Source organism: Avibacterium paragallinarum (assembly GCF_011765605.1).
Lineage (GTDB): Bacteria > Pseudomonadota > Gammaproteobacteria > Enterobacterales > Pasteurellaceae > Avibacterium > Avibacterium paragallinarum.
Genome location: NZ_CP050316.1, coordinates 705,847 through 724,573 on the forward strand (window position 1 = coordinate 705,847; position 18,727 = coordinate 724,573).

14 protein-coding genes and 1 pseudogene are annotated in these 18,727 nt (G+C 38.8%); 10 read left to right on the forward strand and 5 right to left on the reverse strand.

Annotated features, from left to right (window positions below):
• Window positions 1-99: 99 nt before the first annotated feature.
• The 3 genes from HBL79_RS03530 to apbC all read right to left on the reverse strand — a co-directional run bounded on the left by HBL79_RS03530 (window position 100) and on the right by apbC (window position 3,971).
• Entirely contained in the window at window positions 100-621 is a 522-nt protein-coding gene (locus tag HBL79_RS03530; protein WP_017805905.1) for an iron transporter, read from the reverse strand.
• Window positions 622-656: 35 nt separating this feature from the next.
• Window positions 657-2,567 carry an FTR1 family iron permease gene (locus HBL79_RS03535; RefSeq protein WP_035687153.1) on the reverse strand — a complete coding sequence of 637 codons (1,911 nt, stop codon included), beginning with the start codon at window positions 2,565-2,567 and terminating at the stop codon, window positions 657-659.
• Window positions 2,568-2,846: 279 nt separating this feature from the next.
• The gene (gene apbC, locus HBL79_RS03540; RefSeq protein ID WP_035687151.1) at window positions 2,847-3,971 is read right to left on the reverse strand and encodes an iron-sulfur cluster carrier protein ApbC; all 1,125 of its coding nucleotides are present in this window, start codon (window positions 3,969-3,971) and stop codon (window positions 2,847-2,849) included.
• 171 nt (window positions 3,972-4,142) lie between these two features.
• Here apbC and metG point away from each other — a divergent pair, with 171 nt between their 5' ends.
• On the forward strand, window positions 4,143-6,194 hold the full coding sequence (gene metG, locus HBL79_RS03545) for a methionine--tRNA ligase (RefSeq protein WP_035687149.1): 2,052 nt from the start codon (window positions 4,143-4,145) through the stop codon (window positions 6,192-6,194).
• A 67-nt stretch (window positions 6,195-6,261) separates the two neighbouring features.
• On the opposite strand, the gene mnmC is transcribed toward metG, so the two are convergent.
• Complete coding sequence (gene mnmC / locus HBL79_RS03550; RefSeq protein ID WP_035687262.1) at window positions 6,262-8,295, reverse strand: bifunctional tRNA (5-methylaminomethyl-2-thiouridine)(34)-methyltransferase MnmC2/FAD-dependent 5-carboxymethylaminomethyl-2-thiouridine(34) oxidoreductase MnmC1; 2,034 nt, start codon at window positions 8,293-8,295, stop codon at window positions 6,262-6,264.
• 156 nt (window positions 8,296-8,451) lie between these two features.
• On the opposite strand from mnmC, the gene fabB reads away from it, so the two are divergent.
• Window positions 8,452-9,672 carry a beta-ketoacyl-ACP synthase I gene (gene fabB / locus HBL79_RS03555; RefSeq protein WP_035687148.1) on the forward strand — a complete coding sequence of 407 codons (1,221 nt, stop codon included), beginning with the start codon at window positions 8,452-8,454 and terminating at the stop codon, window positions 9,670-9,672.
• A gap of 172 nt (window positions 9,673-9,844) precedes the next feature.
• Here fabB and HBL79_RS03560 read toward each other — a convergent pair whose 3' ends face one another.
• Window positions 9,845-10,591: a YdcF family protein gene (locus tag HBL79_RS03560; protein WP_035687145.1), complete on the reverse strand. Its 747-nt coding sequence runs from the start codon at window positions 10,589-10,591 to the stop codon at window positions 9,845-9,847.
• 141 nt (window positions 10,592-10,732) lie between these two features.
• On the opposite strand from HBL79_RS03560, the gene HBL79_RS03565 reads away from it, so the two are divergent.
• The 8 genes and pseudogenes from HBL79_RS03565 to HBL79_RS03600 all read left to right on the forward strand — a co-directional run bounded on the left by HBL79_RS03565 (window position 10,733) and on the right by HBL79_RS03600 (window position 18,524).
• Window positions 10,733-11,710: a polysaccharide pyruvyl transferase family protein gene (locus HBL79_RS03565; protein ID WP_035687142.1), complete on the forward strand. Its 978-nt coding sequence runs from the start codon at window positions 10,733-10,735 to the stop codon at window positions 11,708-11,710.
• Window positions 11,700-12,874: pseudogene (locus tag HBL79_RS03570) on the forward strand (lipopolysaccharide biosynthesis protein). The gene HBL79_RS03565 and the pseudogene HBL79_RS03570 overlap by 11 nt, the downstream one beginning before the upstream one ends.
• Before the next feature lie 10 nt (window positions 12,875-12,884).
• Window positions 12,885-13,658 (forward strand): glycosyltransferase family 25 protein, encoded by a 774-nt coding sequence (locus HBL79_RS03575; protein WP_035687139.1) that lies wholly within the window; start codon window positions 12,885-12,887, stop codon window positions 13,656-13,658.
• Between the two features lies 1 nt (window position 13,659).
• A complete protein-coding gene (locus tag HBL79_RS03580; RefSeq protein ID WP_035687136.1) occupies window positions 13,660-14,856 on the forward strand; it encodes a hypothetical protein in 1,197 nt (398 codons plus the stop codon).
• Window positions 14,849-15,733, forward strand: coding sequence for a glycosyltransferase family 2 protein (locus HBL79_RS03585; RefSeq protein ID WP_035687133.1), 885 nt, complete (start codon window positions 14,849-14,851; stop codon window positions 15,731-15,733). Before HBL79_RS03580 ends, HBL79_RS03585 begins: the two co-directional genes overlap by 8 nt.
• The gene (locus HBL79_RS03590) at window positions 15,733-16,536 is read left to right on the forward strand and encodes a glycosyltransferase family 2 protein (RefSeq protein ID WP_035687130.1); all 804 of its coding nucleotides are present in this window, start codon (window positions 15,733-15,735) and stop codon (window positions 16,534-16,536) included. The genes HBL79_RS03585 and HBL79_RS03590 overlap by 1 nt, the downstream gene beginning before the upstream one ends.
• A 28-nt stretch (window positions 16,537-16,564) precedes the next feature.
• A complete protein-coding gene (locus tag HBL79_RS03595) occupies window positions 16,565-17,653 on the forward strand; it encodes a lytic murein transglycosylase (protein WP_035687128.1) in 1,089 nt (362 codons plus the stop codon).
• Between the two features lie 154 nt (window positions 17,654-17,807).
• A complete protein-coding gene (locus HBL79_RS03600) occupies window positions 17,808-18,524 on the forward strand; it encodes a pirin family protein (protein ID WP_035687125.1) in 717 nt (238 codons plus the stop codon).
• Window positions 18,525-18,727: the final 203 nt, after the last annotated feature.

The window sequence follows — 18,727 nt, forward strand, 5'->3', positions numbered from 1 at the left end:
AACAATGAGAAAAATCGTATTTGAGTAACTTTAGTAACAATGAAACCTAGCACAGACGTGCTAGGTTAATTTTTATTTATTTTGCTGATTGAAAATGGATTATTTCAACCCAGTAAATTTAAACTCATAGCTTACATCAAAAGGTTTCCACCAGCGGCCTACACCTGTTTCACTGTCGGTGTGGCGGTGCATACCAGCTTTTGATGGAGGATCGATGTGATAGGTAACTTTGTAGTTACCCACGCCCATCATTTTTACGTTTGCACCATAATGTGGGCCATCGCCTGCGACCATTGGCATAAATGTGCCTTCTTGTTTTTCACCAGTGTCGGTGTTTACCAAGGTGTAAGCGATGGTTAAATATGGCATCCATTCGCCTTCGCCAAAGCCGTTGTCGTTGCCTTTGGTGGCGTGAATATCTGCTTCAAGGTGAATGTCAGAGTCTTTCGCAGATAAACCCATTCCACGCGGTTCCATATCAATAGGTTGTAAATAAACGGCAGCAATTTCCATACCATTCATTGTTACCGCTTCACCAATTGGGTATTCTTTGAAGGCAAGGGCTGAAGGGGCAGTTAAAATTCCTGCTAATAAAGTCGCTGCAACGAATGTTTTTTTCATAGGAACTCCTATTTATTAAAGGTTAAAAATCAATATTAAGCCTGTTTTTTGCTTTGGTGTTTCATATAGAACAAAGCGAAAACGGCTGCAATAAGTAAAATAGCCTGAGGCGTTAGGGTTTCAATGTAAGGATAAATGCCGAGCCACGAAATTTCTGGCACATTGGCAACCAGTGTTGGCTCAAACAGTTTTCCTTCAATCAGTTCTAGCACCGATTTTCCTGCGAAAATAAATGCCATTAAATACATAAAAGAACCAGTAAACATAAAGAACGGTTTTAGTGGCAACTTCACCACCGAATAACGCATAATCACATAGCAAATAGCAAGCACCACAACGCCTGCCACAATGCCTGCGAATAAATACACATAGCTCATCGCGTTAGTGGCATCACCAACCAGCGCATAATAGAACAACACGGTTTCTGCGCCTTCGCGGTACACCGCAAGGAAACTGGTGATCCATAAACCAATGAGTGATCCGGTACTGAGCGCAGCGGAAAGTTTGCCTTCTAAATAGCGTTTCCAGTTTTGCGCTTCCACTTTGGAAAGCAGCCAATAGCTCATCATAAAGAGCATTACCACGGCAATCATCATCGTGAAACCTTCGAGTAATTCGCGGCTTGCCCCTGAATTAGAGAACACCAGCTGGAAAATAGCCGCGGTGATAACACTGGCGATCAACGCCACATAGACCGATTGCTTAATCACTGGTAATTTATCTTGATGATTATTTTTTACTAAATAAGCCACAATCGCCGCCACAATCAGCAAGGCTTCTAAGCCCTCACGCAGCATAATTAAGAAGCTATAAAGGAACATTGCCCAATCGCTTTGCTGGTTGCCTTGCAACATTTCTACTGCTTTATTTAGGTTTTGTGCTAAACCTTGTGCTTGTTGATGCAGTTGTTCGGCGGGCTGATTGGCTTTCATTAGACTCACCAAGCGAGTGAAGTAGCCCTCAATTTCTGTTTTAAAATTGCTATCGCGCGAGCCGATTTTGTTTTCCATTCCGCTATTTTCAAAAATATCGAAATAGGTATCTTGCACGGCGAGCATCGCTTTTTTGCTTTCGCCTTTTGCAAACAGGGCAATGGCATTTTTGATCCCCGCATTAACCTGAGTTGCCACCTCGCTCCAGTTTTGCTTATCAGAAAAATCTTGCGAATTTTGCACCGCACTTTGCGTTGTTGCCTGTGCCGCTTTGGTGGTTGGCAGTTGCGGGAGCTGTTCTTCAATATCCTGTAACAGTATGGTGATTTGATAGCCTAACGCATTAATTTGCTCGGGTTGCTCGCTGAGTTTAATCAAATCGTAAAACTGTTGATTAATACTCGCCGAAGCCGCTGCGGAACGATTTTTACGAATGGACATTTCCATTTCGCTATTTTTATAGCCATCATATTGAGCTTGCTGAATGCGTTTTTTCGCCTGAGCAAATTCCCCTTTTTGATAGTCGCTAATTGCTTGGGCGAGTAAATCATCAATAATTTTGAAACTTTCTTGCCAATAAGGATCGATTTCTTCGTGTTGATACACATCGTGTTGCGTGGACGCGTTGAGCTGATGCCCTTGCTCTAAAACGGGTAAAACCGCTTGAAGGTCTTGTTTGAGTTGATTGATTTTTGCCTGCACCTCATTCAGCGGTTTCCCCTCACCAATCATTTTACGAATTTCCCCAAACATCGCTTCCATTTGGTAGCTTTTTTGTGCGGAAAAGTTAATGCGAATCGGACCCTCTAAATTCTCAAATACTTCAAAATAGGCCATTTGCACTTCGGTGCGTGCGTCATCAATTTGATTTTGCTGATAAAGTTCATCGGTTTTGGTTAAACGATTTTGTATGTCATTAACCCATTGCTGATAGTTCTCCGACGCTTGAGAAAACGCGGTAAAGAAGAAAAAGAATAAGGAAAAAAGATAACGGTGGTAACGCAAAAAGACCATATTGACTCTCTAATCTAAATAAAATTTATTCTTATTTCTACATATTATCCTTATTCCTAAGTGTTTTAGCAAGAAAAAGCTTTCAATGAAAGAAATTGGATTGACAAGGATCAAACTTATATTTCTAGGTAAAAAGTGTGGTAAATTCGATTTAATTATTCGATTTCAAAATAACATCACTACATAAATCATATGACTTGTATCGAGTTATCTTCTTTTTTAGGCTAAATTTGAAATCACAATATGAATGTACCGCACTTTTAATTTCACAATTTTTTCTTATTCCACGGCTTTAAACAAAATCTCACTTGGGATAATCTCCCCCTGCCAATAAAGTTCACTGACGACTTTTTCGGCGAGGTGTAGGAAAGATTGGGCGATTTCACTTTCAGGGGCAGAGATGACAGTTGGTTTGCCCTTATCCATATCTTCACGCAGGCGAATGTGCAATGGCTGTTGAGCAAGGACTTTCACTTGGTATTTTTCTGCCATTTTTTCTGCCCCCCCTGTGCCGAAAATGGCTTCGTGATGACCGCAGTGGCTACAAATATGCACAGACATATTTTCTACAATGCCAAGCACAGGGACAGAAACGCGTTGGAACATTGAAATGCCTTTAATTGCGTCAATTAAAGCAATATCTTGTGGTGTGGTAACCACTATCGCTCCTGTTACGGGAATTTGTTGCGATAAGGTAAGTTGAATATCGCCCGTTCCTGGGGGCATATCGATCACTAAATAATCCAACTCCACGCCGTCTTTCGCCCAGAGGGTTTCTTGCAAAAGCTGGCTTAACGCACTACTTGCCATTGGGCCTCGCCAAATGGTGGCGTTATCAGGTTCCATTAAATAGCCAATGGAATTGGTGCGTAGCCCGTACACTTCAATGGGGTTAATATGTTTGTTGTCTGGCGAAGTTGGGCGCTGATCTGCCACGCCAAGCATATGCGGTACGGAAGGTCCATAAATATCTGCATCAAGCAGGCCCACTTTCGCCCCTTGTGCTTGTAAGGCTAAGGCTAAATTAACGGAAACGGTGGATTTTCCCACACCACCTTTGCCTGAACTTACCGCAATAATATTTTTGATGCCTTTGACAGCAGGGTGATTATTCGCACGTTTTAAGGTGGCGATTTGGTAATTTAGCACCCATTTCACCTCGTTAGCGTGAGTGATATTTTGCAATTCCTTGCTAAGGGTATTTTTTAGCTGTTCAAAACCTGTATTCCACGCAAAGGGCATTACAAGCTCAATGCGTAAAATCTCTGCACCGAGCTCCACTTTTTTAATCGCATTTAGTGCAAGAAGATTTTGTTGCAAGGTTTCGTGTTGAAATTGTTGAAATAATTGTTGAATTTCGGCTTGTTGAGCCTCGCTTAAATTCGCTGAAAAATGAATGCGCATTATTGCCCCTTAATTCGTTGAGTAGAATGGTTGAGTAAATTAGTCGGTATATTTAAACACGGCAAAGCGGTGCTGTTAAGTATAAATTGAGATAAACCGTATTGAACTGGAAAAAATACCATCAATAAGGTAAAATCCGGCAAAATTTTTTGATGAAAAAGGTAAATAAGAATGTCAAATTCACCGCGTAAGATTTTAGTTACTTGTGCCTTGCCTTATGCCAATGGCCCAATCCATTTGGGGCATATGTTAGAGCATATTCAAGCCGATATTTGGGTGCGTTTCCAGCGTATGCGTGGCAACGAAACTTATTTTGTTTGTGCTGACGATGCACACGGCACGCCGATTATGCTTAAAGCCGATCAAATGGGCATTACCCCTGAGCAGTTAATTGCCGATGTGCAACAAAAACACGTTGAAGATTTCAAAGGCTTTAATATTAGTTTTGATAATTATTATTCAACCCATAGCGAAGAAAATCGTGAGCTAGCAGAAAGCATTTACAATAAATTAAAAGAAAATGGTTTTATCAAAAGCCGTACTATTTCACAATTATTCGATCCTGAAAAGCAAATGTTCTTGCCTGATCGCTTTGTTAAAGGCACTTGTCCAAAATGTAAGTCCCCTGATCAATATGGTGATAACTGTGAAGTTTGTTCTGCCACTTACAGCCCAACGGAATTAATCGATCCGCGTTCTACGGTTTCAGGGGCAACGCCTGTATTAAAAGAAAGTGAACATTTCTTCTTTGATTTACCAAGTTTTGAAGCAATGCTAAAAGCGTGGATTCGCTCCGGTTCATTGCAACAAGAAGTGGCAAATAAAATGCAAGAATGGTTTGAAGCAGGGCTGCAACAATGGGATATTTCCCGCGATGCCCCTTATTTTGGTTTCAAAATTCCTAATACGGAAAACAAATATTTCTATGTTTGGCTTGATGCCCCGATTGGCTATATGGCTTCATTCAAAAACCTGTGCAACCGTAAAGGCAACATTGATTTTGATAGTTTCTGGAATAAAGATAGCCAAGCTGAGCTGTATCATTTTATCGGCAAAGACATTATGTATTTCCACTCCCTTTTCTGGCCAGCGATGTTAGACGGAGCGGAATTGCGTAAGCCTGATAATATTTTCGTACACGGTTATGTTACGGTGAATGGCGAGAAAATGTCGAAATCTCGCGGTACATTTATCCAAGCGGCAACCTATTTAAAACACCTTGATCCCGAATATTTACGTTACTACTATGCGGCAAAATTAGGCAACCGCATTGATGATTTAGATCTCAATTTGGAAGATTTCGTACAGCGTGTAAATACCGATGTAGTAAACAAATTAGTAAATCTTGCTTCACGCAATGCAGGCTTTATCCAAAAACGTTTTGCTGGAGAGTTAGCAGCCAGCTTGCAAGATCCTGTTTTATTCGTTGAATTTACTTCACAAGCGGATCACATTGCGGCTTATTATGAAAACCGTGAATTCGGCAAAGCCATTCGTGAAATTATGGCATTGACGGACAAAGCCAATAAATATATTGACGAAAAAGCCCCTTGGGTGATCGCCAAAGAAGTGGGACGTGAGCAAGAATTGCAGCAAGTGTGTTCAATGGGTATTGAGCTATTCCGTGTATTAATGGGCTATTTAAAACCTGTGCTACCGCAATTAGCCGAACGTGCTGAAGCCTTCTTACAGACTGAAATCACTTGGGATAACCTCGCAACGCCGTTGCTTGCTCACAACATTGCACCGTTTAAAGCCTTGTTCTCACGCTTAGAAATGAAACAAATCGAACAAATGATTGAAGCCTCAAAAGCGGAAAATGCTCAACTTAATCCGCAAAGTAGCACAGAGAAAAGTGCGGTGCAAAATTCGGAAGATTTTGAACCTTTTGAAGAAACCATCACCATTGATGATTTCGCTAAACTGGATTTACGTGTCGCCAAAGTGCTGAAATGCGAAGCCGTGCCTGAAAGCAATAAATTATTGAAATTTATCCTAGATTTAGGCGTGGAACAGCGTCAAGTATTCTCAGGAATTAAAGCCGCTTACAACAAACCAGAAGATCTAGAAGGGCGAATGGTGATTATGGTCGCCAATCTTGCACCACGCAAAATGAAATTTGGTATGTCAGAAGGAATGATCCTTTCCGCAGGCACAGGTGGTGCAGATTTATTCTTGCTTGATGTGGATTCTGGTGCTAAAGCTGGTGCACGTGTGAAATAATAAATCTCAAATTACGATGGAAAATAGAAAAAAGGCGAATTTAATGTTCGCCTTTTTTATTATTTGTTTACGCGACAGGCGTGCCTTTCAGCAATTTTCTAATCCAACTGCGATTTGGGCTGAGCTGATGCAAAATATCTTCACTTAACGGCAAAGGTTCGCCATAAATTAATGACGCCAACACTTCGCCAAGCAACGGGGCGGAGGTTAGCCCTCTTGAACCTAATGCACCAAGAAGATAAAGGTTTTTATGTTGTGCGGCGGGCTTGATAGTTTGTTTACGGCGGCGGAGGTTAAATAGATTGGCGTAATTGGCGATTTGTTGTGCATAATCTGCCACATTGCCCATTAACGGCATACGATCTCGCACGGCACATCGCACGCCAATACTGGCTTGATTGCCTGAGGTATCGACATCATTCACCCAATCCACCCCAGCGAGATTACGTTGAATCTTCTGTTGATTTTCCTGCTGTTCCTGCCGGCTGAAGTGGCGATCTTGATTATCGCGAAGATGGCTCGCCCCAATGCAGTGGCTGATTTGGCGTTGATCCACTGGGGTGAGATAGCCATCATAGCAAAGCACGGTGTTGAGTTGGCTTAAATGCGGGGAAGTAGGAATTTCGCTCACTTGTCCTCGCACAGGGTAAACAGGGAGCTGGGTAGTTTGTGCAAAATTTTTCAGATGATGCCCATTGGCGATAATCACCACCTGATGATAAAAATGCTCGTTTGAGGCGGTAGTAAGCTGCCAGCGGTTATCTTGTTGTTCATCATTTTGAGAAAGTGCGGTGATTTTTTGCGACGTTTTTATTTTTACCCCTCGCTGTTGTAAATAGGCAAATAAATTTTGCACGAATTGACGCGGGGAAAGCCAAGCCCCTTGCGGAATAAATCCGCCCTCGCAAGGTAGAGGTAGCCCCGCTTTTTCGCTTAATCCCGCTTGCGAAAGGGGCTGATATAAGGCAGTGGGTAAGCCTAGCTCAGAAATTTTGGCTAATTTCACCGCACTTTTTGCGTCATAGGCACAAAGTACAACGCCACAAAATGCGTGTTCAAATTCAATGCCTTGCTGAATTGCCCATTGCAACCGCTGTTGTCCGTATAAAAACGCGTGAATGTAAAAGCGAATATTGCGTTCATCGTCATCACTCAACTGAGGGTAAAACGCTCCTTGCTTATTCCCTGAAGCGTTGAGGGCGGTTTGCTCGTCCTCGCAATAAAGGGTGATCGTAGCCCCTCGCTCTAATAAAGAAAGGGCTGTGAAGGCGGAGGCAATCCCGCCGCCGATAATGGCGACATCTTGGCATTCAGCAAATTCTGCTGGTTGTGGGAGATACCAAGGGAAAGAAGTGCGGTCGGTTTTTGAGGCATTTTTTTCTTTGTAGCCCGCTAAGCATTCCCGTTTTTTGCCGTAGCCTTTGCGTTTGTAAACGGTAAAGCCCGCCTTTTCTAGCCCTTTTCGTACCGCACTTGCCGCGGTGAAGGTGGCGAATGTGCCGTTAGGTTTGCTGTAATCAAACATTGCTTGATAGAGTTGGTCGTTCCACATTTGCGGATTTTTACTTGGTGAAAAGCCGTCTAAAAACCACGCGTCAATGCGATTTTGCATATAATCCCCGAGCTGAGGCAAATTATCTGCCATTTCGCCAAACCAAATATCCAGTGTGATTTCCGCAAAATGAAAACGCTGACAACCCGCGATCATCGGCTGCCATTGCTGGCAAAGTTGTTGGCTCATTTCGGCAAATTCAGGATAAGCCAAATGGATTTGTGCCAACTGGGATTGAGGGATCGGATATTTTTCAAAGGAAATAAAAAACAAGCGTTTCAGCGGGCTGTGCGGATTAGCTTGGCGAAATTGGCGGAACAGTGTGGTAACTGCCAAGAAATTCAACCCCGTGCCGAAGCCTGTTTCAGCAATCACAAAATGGCGTTCGGTGGATTGCTCCCAACGCACCCATAACTGGTTGCCTTGTTGGAAAACATAACGGCTTTCCGCAAGTCCATCTTGGCTAGAATAATAGATATCATCAAATTGATGAGAAACGGGCGTGTTTTCGGGATTAAACGAAATCTCGGCGTAATTCAGTGTTTGGATCATTGCTTAATTCTTTGTTGCCTTTGCAGATTTTGCTATAATAACCAAAATTTTGTGATTGGTCGAACCTTCAAAGAAATGCTTGCAATATTTTCATTTCGTAGTAAGTTAGCGACCAATTTTGTTTTTACTCTTTCAATTCAAAAGGAAGCATCTATGAGAAGAGCGGTGATTACGGGCGTTGGTATTATTTCCAGCATTGGTAACAATAAAGAAGAAGTATTGGCTTCGCTAAAAGCGGGCAAATCGGGTATTGAGTTAGTGCCTGAGTTTGTAGAAATTGGAATGCGTAGTCACATTGCTGGAACTATTAAATTAAAACCAGCGGAATTGATTGATCGTAAAATTTATCGTTTTATGGGCGATGCCGCCGCTTATGCCTATCTTTCAATGAAAGAAGCCATTGAGGATTCAGGTTTAACAGAAGAGCAGGTTTCTAACGACCGCACAGGTTTGGTGATTGGTGCGGGAACAGGATCAGCTCATAATCAGCTTATCGCTTGTGAGGCAGTGCGTGGGCCTCGTGGCGTGAAAGCAATAGGACCTTATGCTGTAACCAAAACAATGGCATCAAGTGTATCAGCTTGTTTAGCAACGCCTTATAAAATTCGTGGTGTGAATTATAGTATCAGCTCTGCTTGTGCGACATCTGCACATTGTATTGGTAACGCGTTAGAATTAATCCAACTTGGTAAACAAGATATTGTATTCGCAGGTGGTGCGGAAGAGTTGTCTTGGGAATGTGCGACAGAATTTGATGCAATGGGAGCAGTTTCCACTAAATATAACGATACGCCAGAAAAAGCCTCTCGTGCCTATGATGCAAACCGTGATGGTTTTGTTATCGCTGGCGGTGGTGCGGTGGTTGTGGTAGAAGAATTAGAACACGCACTTGCTCGCGGTGCCAAAATCTATGCAGAGATCGTGGGTTATGGTGCTACTTCGGACGGCTATGATATGGTTGCACCAAGCGGTGAAGGGGCAGAGCGTTGTATGAAACAAGCAATGGCGACAGTGGATAGCCCAATCGATTACATTAACGTACACGGCACTTCAACCCCAGTGGGTGATGTGAAAGAATTAGGGGCAATTAAAAATGTTTTCGGTGAAGCAAAACCTGCGATTTCCTCAACAAAATCAATGACAGGGCATTCACTAGGGGCAGCGGGAGCTCACGAAGCGATTTATACTTTATTAATGCTCGACAACGATTTCATCGCCCCAAGCATAAACATCGAAACCCTCGATCCACAAGCGGAAGGAATGAACATCGTAACAGAAACCAAAGAAAACGCGGGCTTAAATACCGTAATGTCAAACAGCTTTGGTTTTGGTGGTACGAATGCAACTTTAGTATTCAAACGTTATAAAGCGTAATTTAGTAACTTAAGAGGTTGCTAGGAAATAAATGTATTAATATCAAAAATTGTATGAGACTAGCTATTTAGTTAGTCTCATATTTTTTAGGGATGTATTATTGAAAAAATACGATCCTTGGTTCACTAAGAGGAATTTCTATACTTGTAGGTTTATTGGATAGATAAATCGTTTATATTTTTTCTTTCCAATAACCTATCCATTCTTTTAATGCTTGTGCATTCGCTGCCATAGCACTGGCTTGTGGAATGAAATGCATCAGTGTTAAAGAGTAGCTTTCAGGTGTTTTTCCGTTCCCTACACTAGCAGGAAGAACTATAAATCCTTGTTTCTCAAACAATAATTTTGCTCGTTGCATATGCCATTGGTTTGTTACCAAAATAATGCGATGAATATTTTCTTTATCCAATAGCTGTTTTGTGAATTGTGCGTTTTGAATGGTAGTTTGGGCTTTTTCTTCCAGCCATTGGGTTGGGGTATGGAAAAATTGTTGCAATTCGTTTGCCATTATTTTGGCTTCAGAATTGCCGTTCGGGCTTGCTCCCGTGAGCAAAATCGGCAGTTGGGTTTGTTGGTGTAAATAAGCGGAGTAACGCAACCGTTCCAGTGCGATAGCAGGCACGGCGAGTGAGCCAAATAATTCATTGCTATCCCGCAAGCCTCCACCCAATACTACGATGGCTTGTGCTGTTTTATACTGGCTCAGGCTTAGCGGTGGTGTTTGCACAAGGCTGTCTTGAAGTTTTTGTGCGGTATAAGGAATACTGGAAATATACAAAATCGCAATGCCGAAAACACGGCACGCAAGGCTTAATTTTTTGCAATGTTTTTTTGCCAAGATGCAAGAAAGCAGCCATAAAATCAACACATTAAATGGCGGAAGAATAATGGCAGTAATGAGTTTGGTGAGTAAATACATGGTTTATTTTTCGTGGGAAAATTTGTTGCATAGCATAAAAGGCTTGTAATCTTTTGTAAAGATGAGCAATCTCTTTGGATCTGCTTGTATTCTGTTTTACAATAGCCGCTTTAAATGTTGTCGCCAAAAAATGGTTTAATAATGAATAATATTTTAGTTTCTTTGAAGCAAGAATTAAAACAAATCCTTGATGTGATTGTGGATAAAAATGATGTGCTGTATTTTGATTATCCATTGCATTTAAATGTTGGGGATTTATTAATTTACGCGGGAACAGAAGCCTTTTTTCAGGATTATCAAATTAATATTCGCCTAAGACGTTGTTTGCAAAGTTTTGATCTTGAAGAAGTCAAAAAATATGTGAAGCCAAATACCACATTGCTATGCCACGGCGGCGGGAATTTTGGTGATCTTTATCCGCTCCTTCAAGGAATGCGTGAAACCTTGGTCAAGGCGTTTCCAAATAATCGAATTATCGTTATGCCACAGACTGCCTATTTTTCTAATCTTCAAGCCAAAGAAAGAGCGGCAGCGATTTTTTCTGCACACCAAGATTGTTATTTATTTGTACGCGATCAAGCGACTTATCAATTAATGAAAGATCAATTTTCTGATAAGGTTTTTTTATCGCCAGATATGGCACATCAGCTTTATGGTTCAGCATTATTGAGCCAAACAACGCGAGCGAAAAGTGCGGTCGGAAAAACCTTATATTTTTTACGCAAAGACATTGAGTCAAGTCATTTAGAAAAAGAAATTCAATCAACTTTGCCAGAAAATGCCATTGTAAAAGATTGGAAAGATATTCTTACCACACAAGATAAATGTTACGGACGTATTTGTAGTGGTTTAGCCAAAGTAGCGAATAAATTTCATCAAGCTTGGTTAAAAAATTGCGTGAATGATTTGTGGTATCGCCATAGTTTGGCTGTGATTGGACGTTGTAAAGACATATTTCAGCAATATGATTTAGTTGTAACCAGCCGCCTACACGGGCATATTTTTTCTTGTTTATTGGAAATTCCTAATGAAGTTTGCGATAACGCTTACGGAAAAAATTTAGGCTATTACCGTCAATGGACGCAATATATTGATTTTTCGAAAGTTTATGAAAAATAAATCCTTTGCCAAAGTGCTGATCACCACCTTTTTAACAACGGGGCTAACAATGGTTAGCTCCTTTTTGCTTGCTCGATTGCTTGCGGTGGAAGAACGCGGGGCATTACAACTTTTCATCACTTCGGTTACCTATGTGGTAACTATCGCCACAGGTGGCGTGGGGGTTTCTCTGGCACTTTGTATGAGGCAGCAACAATATCTTCACTGGCGTTATTATTTTTCAACGTTTTTATTGTTGGCTATTTTTATTTCCAGCCTTGCACTTTATTTTTTTAATATTACTTCATTCAGCTATTTATTTTAAATGTTATTTTAACCGCACTTTTTACCATTACATTGGAAAAAAGTAAAATTGATGCGAATTTATCTTTTTATCGTTTACTTTCCTTACAGCAACCTATTTTAGCTGTAGGAATATATGGCGGCTATTATTTTCTTTTTGGCGAGCAACATTTAGAAAAAGTGGTTCAGCTTTTAACGCTTTTAACTACAATCCAAGCTGGATTTGCATTGTATGTTATTAAAAAAATAGAAAGTCAATTTACAAATAAAGCAGAAATAACCCCAATTCAACCGCGTTATTTTCTTAAAAATTGGTTAAAACAAAATTTATTGCAAACTTTCGGTGCAACAACGGTTAATTTAGATCGTTTCTTAATAGTTTCTTTAATGGGAAATTATACGCTAGGTTTATATACCGTATGTATCGCTTTCGATGCCTTGCTTACACGGATTATTAATATGCTCGCAGATTATTATTATTCGGGATTGCTCAACGGGCTAAATCGCATTCGTGCCGTATTAGGCATTATTCTGTTAATGGGAATAAGTGCGGTAATAATTGTCCCGTTTTTGGCTGAACCTGTTATTCATTTATTTTTTGGTAATGCCTATATTGGCGTTGCTCCGATATTATTGTGGTTTATTATTAATTCATTACTTGCTGGACTTTCTTGGCTATTATCGCAAAATATGCTGATATTAGGTAAACAAGTATTGTTGTTTACTCGTCAAATTATTTCTATTCTTGTGTTAGTTGGGCTATTTTTCGCTTTTCAAAATAAAGGATTATATGGGGTCGCTTATGCGTTAATTGGAGCAAGTTTAGTACGATTGATGATTTCGATCATTTACTATTATAAATTTCCCATAAAAATTAATTGAGTTGGATAAAATGAAAAAATTTCTTATTTCTTTAGATAAAGATCACCAACGCCGTGAGTTATTTTTTGCACAGCCCAATACGCAAGATTTTTCCGTATTTAGTGCAATTAATACAATGGAAAAAACGGCAGAAAATCTGACCGCACTTTATGATCAGGATAAATTTTTTCAACGCTATGGACGTAAGGTTACCAAAGGGGAAATTGGTTGTACCCTAAGCCATTTAGCCGTATATGGTTTAATTGCTGAGGATAACAGTATTCAAGATGAGGATTATTGCTTAATTTGTGAAGATGATGCCTTATTTAACCGAAATTTCCAACAACATTTAGATAATTTATTACAAGAAAATCCACAAGCAGATATTTTACTTATCGGACAATCTAAAATTGAGGATTTTAATCATTCGGAATTAGAGATTAATTATCCAATTACTTTTTCATTTTTGCGTAATAAAATTGCAGGCTCAGCATTTTCTTATGCTTATCCATATAAAAATTATTTTGCTGGAACGGTGGCATATTTAATTAAAAAATCAGCGGCAAAAAAATGTTTAATGGAACAAAAACCTTATTGGTTAGCTGATGATTATCTTTTATTTGGCGATCAATGGGGATTAAGGATTCAAGTGGTGCGTCCTTTGCTTGCTATTGAAAACCCTAAATTAATTAGCAACTTAGAGGCAACGCGAGGCAGTGTTACGCAGCATTTTTGGCAAAAACTGATGAAATATCCGTTGAAAAAACTCTTGGCAGTACAACGTAATTTGATAGGTAAAAAATAAAATGTCGGCATTAGTAAATTTATTTTATTTGTATGATCCTTGGCTATTCCATTTTTTTAGAATGGCGTTTTTTGTTGGTGGGATTTCACTTATTTATTTAGCTTATCAAGTTGTAGCCCATAAACGCCCACAAGGCATTTTTATTCCGTTGCAGAGTTTAACTGTTATTTTGGCATTAATTTTATTGAGTGCCATTCCAATGTGGGGGTATCAAACCCAAGATTACTCAGTCTTATTACAATATAGTAAAACCTTAATTTTGTTTATTTTTGCGATTGGGATTTATAATGTTTTCTATTTTTATAAAGATGAAAATACAGGAAAACAGATTTTTATTCGCGATTTAAAAATAGGCATTTTAATACAATGGCTAGTTGGGGTTGGTGCATTAATAGGGATTGGTTTTATTATTGATCTCGCTTTATCTACCAATGTAATATTACCACGTTTTTATGGTTCGGAGCAGGAATATCGTTTGTATAATATTACTTCCTCAGCCTTTTTTCAGCTAAGTGCCTTTTATCTTTTTTTATTGCACTTTTTGTTGGCTTATAATAAACAGCATAATCAATTAAGTGCGGTGTTTTTATTTCTTATTTTATGTATTGGATTAATTTCAGGACGAACCTTCTTGTTTTTATCCTTAGTGAGCATTGCTATTTATTTTAAATGGAAATATGTACCAGCCTTAGTTTTATTTGCTTTGCTATGTTTAGGTTTAGCATTTTATTATCCACAAAATTCTTATGTCGCTCACGCGTTAGAACCCTTAATAAATGTCTTAAATCATCAAGGGCTAACCAGTTCATCAACAGAGACTTTGATGCAACGCCACTTATTTATGCCTGAATGGAAGCAAATTTTATGGGGCGATGGTTGGTATATTACACCAGAGGGAAAATATTATGAGCGAACCGATAGCGGTTTTTTACGCCAATTATTATATGGTGGTATTGGCTATTTATTATTATGTTTTCTTTTTACCGCTTATTTTGTGCGTAAAGTGGCATTAAATTGGTTTAATGGCAGCTGGCTATTTACGCTATCAACCTTATTTATTTTTTCCATTTTAAATATTAAAGCAGATACCTATGCTTTCCCGGGAATAATGTTAGGATTATTAATGTTCTTATCGTTATTTGATAAGCGAAGTAAAAGTATTTTCTTAGTCAAAAAAGAAGGAAAAGAAAATGTTTAGTATTATTGTTCCCTCTTATAATCGCCAAGCAGAAATTCCTTCATTATTGGAAAATTTAGCTCAGCAAACAAAGCATAATTTTGAGGTTATTATTGTTGATGATTATTCTAAACAAAAGGTAACGGTAGATAAAAATTATCCTTTTAAGGTTACGGTTATTCGTAATGAACAAAATCAAGGTGCGGCGGAGAGTCGTAATATTGGGGCGAGGAATGCCACTCAAGATTGGTTATTATTTTTAGATGATGATGATCGTTTTGATTATCAAAAATGTGAAATATTAGCTCAAAAAATAATAGAAAATCCTGAAGTCAATTTTATTTATCACCCTGCAAAATGTGTAATGGTTAATGAGAATTTTAGCTATTTTACTCACCCTTTTACGCAGAAAAAAGATCTCACTTTAGATAATCTATTATTGGCAAATAAAATCGGTGGAATGCCAATGATTGGAATTAAAAAATCCTTCTTTTTAAATATTGGCGGGCTTTCCACCCAATTAAAATCACTGGAAGATTATGAGTTTGTATTAAAAGTGGTTTCATCGCCAGAATTAAATCCATTATATGTAGAACAGCCTTTAACAGAATGCACATTCCACACTCAGCGATCCAGTGTTTCGACAAATTTAACTAATACGAAACAGGCCATTGCATTTATTGAACGAGAGTATGTTAAAACGCCTGAACAGCAAAAAAACTTTTCCATTAATGCCCTTTATATGCAGGCTTATCCTTATATTATGAATTTATCTAGAAAGGCCAGTATTTATTATTGGAAAATGTTTCTATTAAGCAAAAAAATTAAATACTTTATTATTGCAATGATTATTTTTATTTCGCCAAAATTGGCAATTCATTTGAAAAGGTTTATTTAATGAAATTTTCCGTTTTAATGTCCTTATATATTAAGGAAAACCCACAATATTTGCGTGAATGTTTAGAAAGTTTGCGTCATCAAACCTTGCCCGCTGATGAAATTGTATTGGTATTTGATGGAACAGTTACACCAGAATTAGAAAGTGCGGTGCAAAATTTTAGCGATTTTTTACCTTTGAAATTGGTTAAACTTCCCGTGAATCAAGGGTTGGGAAAAGCCTTAAATGAGGGGCTATTACATTGTTCGAATGATTGGGTTTTCCGTATGGATACCGATGATATTTGTGAGCCACAACGCTTTGAAAAACAAGTGAATTTTATCAAGCAGTACCCTGAAACCATTATTTTTGGTGGACAAATTGCTGAGTTTGGCGAGAACCTTCAAGATATTGTGAGTTATCGAAATGTGCCGACGCAAGCCAAAGAAATCGTCGGTTTCACCAAAACTCGCTGCCCGTTTAACCATATGACCGTGGCTTATAAGAAATCTGCTGTGCTTGAGGCAGGCGGTTATCAAGATATTCAAGAAGATTATTATTTATGGATTAAATTAGTAGCAAAATATCCGCAAAATATTGCGAACTTACCTGATATTTTAGTTTACGCTCGAGTGGGAAACGGAATGGTTTCTCGCCGCCGCGGATTAGCTCAAGCAAAATGTGAATGGCATTTATTTCAATTAAAACGCCGTGTAAATTTGCAATCTACTTTATCTGGTTTTATGGTTTTTTTATTGCGTGTATTACCTCGTTTATTACCAGTTTCATTATTAAAAATAGTGTATAAATTTTTACGCAAATAATTTTTTTATTTATATTAAGGAAAGTAAAATGTTTAAGCGAAAATTATTATTGAGTTCATTATTTTCAGTGATTTTATTGGCAGGTTGTTCAAGTTCGCATTCTATTAAACCTATCAATGAAAATGCTCAATATAATAAGCCCCGCACATTAAATAATTTTGAGGATTATGTGGCATTTCTCAAAGGAAAAGCCGCAGGGCAAGGGGTATCAAGTGCGGTGCTAAATGCACAAAAAAATATTCAATATATTCCCAAAGTAGTGGCATTGGACAAACAGCAAGCGGGCAAAGTGAAAAAGCGTAATCCGAATGAAGCTAAGGTGTTGAATCCTAATGGCGTAACGCGTTATCTTAATCGTGTACTAACCACTAATAAAGTGAAGGTGGCTGAGCAACGTTATTGGGAGCAATTACCGCAGTTAGAAAAGGCGAGCCAAAAATTTGGCGTGCAAAAAGCCTATTTAATGGCATTGTGGGGAATGGAAAGTAGCTTTGGTTATTATCAAGGCTATTATGATGTACTTTCTGCTTTGGCAACCTTGGCGTTTGATGGTCGCCGTGAGGCGTTGTTTAGCAAAGAATTTATTGCCGCAATGAAAATGTTAGAGCGGGATCATATTCAGCGAAGCAAAATGAAAGGTTCTTGGGCGGGGGCAATGGGACAAACGCAATTTATGCCGAGTTCTTATCTAAGCTATGCTGCTGATGGTGATAATGATGGCGAAAAGGACATTTGGAAAAATCATTATGATGTGTTTGCATCTATCGCGAGCTATCTCCATACTGTGGGGTGGGACGAAAAATTGCCTTGGGGCGTTGAGGTGCGTTTGAATCAATTTATCAATCCAAGTTTTGTAGGCGTTGAAAAACAAAAAGCACGCAGTTTACAAGACTGGCAAGCCTTAGGCGTTACACTCAAAACCTTTACGCCAAAAACAACGCAAAATCTCACCGCACTTTCTCAGGCAAAATTATGGCTTGTACAACCAGACGGGGAAGCGGGGCGTGCATTTTTGGTATCCAATAACTTCCGCACATTGCTAGATTGGAATCGCTCGCAATATTTCGCGGTGAGCATTGGAATGTTTGCTGATCGCATTAAAACAAGGGTGATGTAGCTATTAATCTTAAGAAGTAAAAAAATCCTATCTAATGTCTTATTATTTCTTATTTGTAAATAATGTTTTTAAAATTAGCCTATTTATCAATATATAAGAGAAAGGTAAACTTACTTTCACAAATAAGGTACTTCAACAAAATTAAGGCGTTAATATGAAAACAGTCTATCATTTAGCAAATAGTCGCGGTTATGCCGATCACGGCTGGTTAAAAAGCCACCATACCTTTAGTTTCGCGAATTATTATGATCCTACTCGTATCCATTTTGGGGCGTTACGTGTGATTAATGATGATTATGTAGAAGGTGGAATGGGATTTGGTACACATCCACACGATAATATGGAGATTATTTCCATTCCATTAAGTGGTGATTTAGCACACAAAGATAGTATGGGAAATGGTAGCGTGATTCGCCAAGGTGATATTCAAGTGATGTCAGCAGGTACGGGCGTTACTCATAGTGAAATGAACCCCAATGCAGATATTCCAGCACAATTTTTGCAAATTTGGGTTTTTCCAAATAAACGTGATGTTAGTCCACGTTATCAACAAATCAGCATTGTCGATGGAGAAAAACGCAATGATTTTCAGCAGATCCTTTCGCCAAATCCAGATGATGAAGGCGTTTGGATTCATCAAGAGGCGTGGTTTTCATTAGCTAAATTTGATAAAGGTATAATGAAAACCTATAATACTCATAAATCTGGTAATGGTGTCTATGCTTTTGTATTGAAAGGTAGTGCCACCATAGCTGATCAGCAATTATCTACTCGAGATGGTTTAGGAGTATGGGACTGCGAACAATTTGAGATTATTGCAGATAGCGATACCGAAATTTTATTAATGGAAGTCCCGATGACAGTAAATTAAAGTGGAATCCCTTACGGTGAATAGTAAGGGATTTATTTTTAAGGAAAGAAAAGTTATTTTAATTAAAATGAATGTTGCTATTATAGATAGTATTCATTAAAAATAATTATGCCGTTTACTTCTCATTAATCTAAATACTCCAAAATAGGAAGGATGAATATCGGTTATTTATAAAAGCATTCTTAATTTTCACAAAATGAAAT

Coding starts and splice junctions, on each gene's coding strand:
- HBL79_RS03585 (WP_035687133.1), top strand. CDS start 14,849: ATGTTTAGTATTATTGTTCCCTCTTATAATCGCCAAGCAGAAATTCCT.
- HBL79_RS03580 (WP_035687136.1), top strand. CDS start 13,660: ATGTCGGCATTAGTAAATTTATTTTATTTGTATGATCCTTGGCTATTC.
- HBL79_RS03535 (WP_035687153.1), bottom strand. CDS start 2,567: ATGGTCTTTTTGCGTTACCACCGTTATCTTTTTTCCTTATTCTTTTTC.
- metG (WP_035687149.1), top strand. CDS start 4,143: ATGTCAAATTCACCGCGTAAGATTTTAGTTACTTGTGCCTTGCCTTAT.
- HBL79_RS03565 (WP_035687142.1), top strand. CDS start 10,733: ATGAATAATATTTTAGTTTCTTTGAAGCAAGAATTAAAACAAATCCTT.
- HBL79_RS03560 (WP_035687145.1), bottom strand. CDS start 10,591: ATGTATTTACTCACCAAACTCATTACTGCCATTATTCTTCCGCCATTT.
- HBL79_RS03595 (WP_035687128.1), top strand. CDS start 16,565: ATGTTTAAGCGAAAATTATTATTGAGTTCATTATTTTCAGTGATTTTA.
- HBL79_RS03575 (WP_035687139.1), top strand. CDS start 12,885: ATGAAAAAATTTCTTATTTCTTTAGATAAAGATCACCAACGCCGTGAG.
- fabB (WP_035687148.1), top strand. CDS start 8,452: ATGAGAAGAGCGGTGATTACGGGCGTTGGTATTATTTCCAGCATTGGT.
- HBL79_RS03530 (WP_017805905.1), bottom strand. CDS start 621: ATGAAAAAAACATTCGTTGCAGCGACTTTATTAGCAGGAATTTTAACT.
- HBL79_RS03590 (WP_035687130.1), top strand. CDS start 15,733: ATGAAATTTTCCGTTTTAATGTCCTTATATATTAAGGAAAACCCACAA.
- HBL79_RS03600 (WP_035687125.1), top strand. CDS start 17,808: ATGAAAACAGTCTATCATTTAGCAAATAGTCGCGGTTATGCCGATCAC.
- apbC (WP_035687151.1), bottom strand. CDS start 3,971: ATGCGCATTCATTTTTCAGCGAATTTAAGCGAGGCTCAACAAGCCGAA.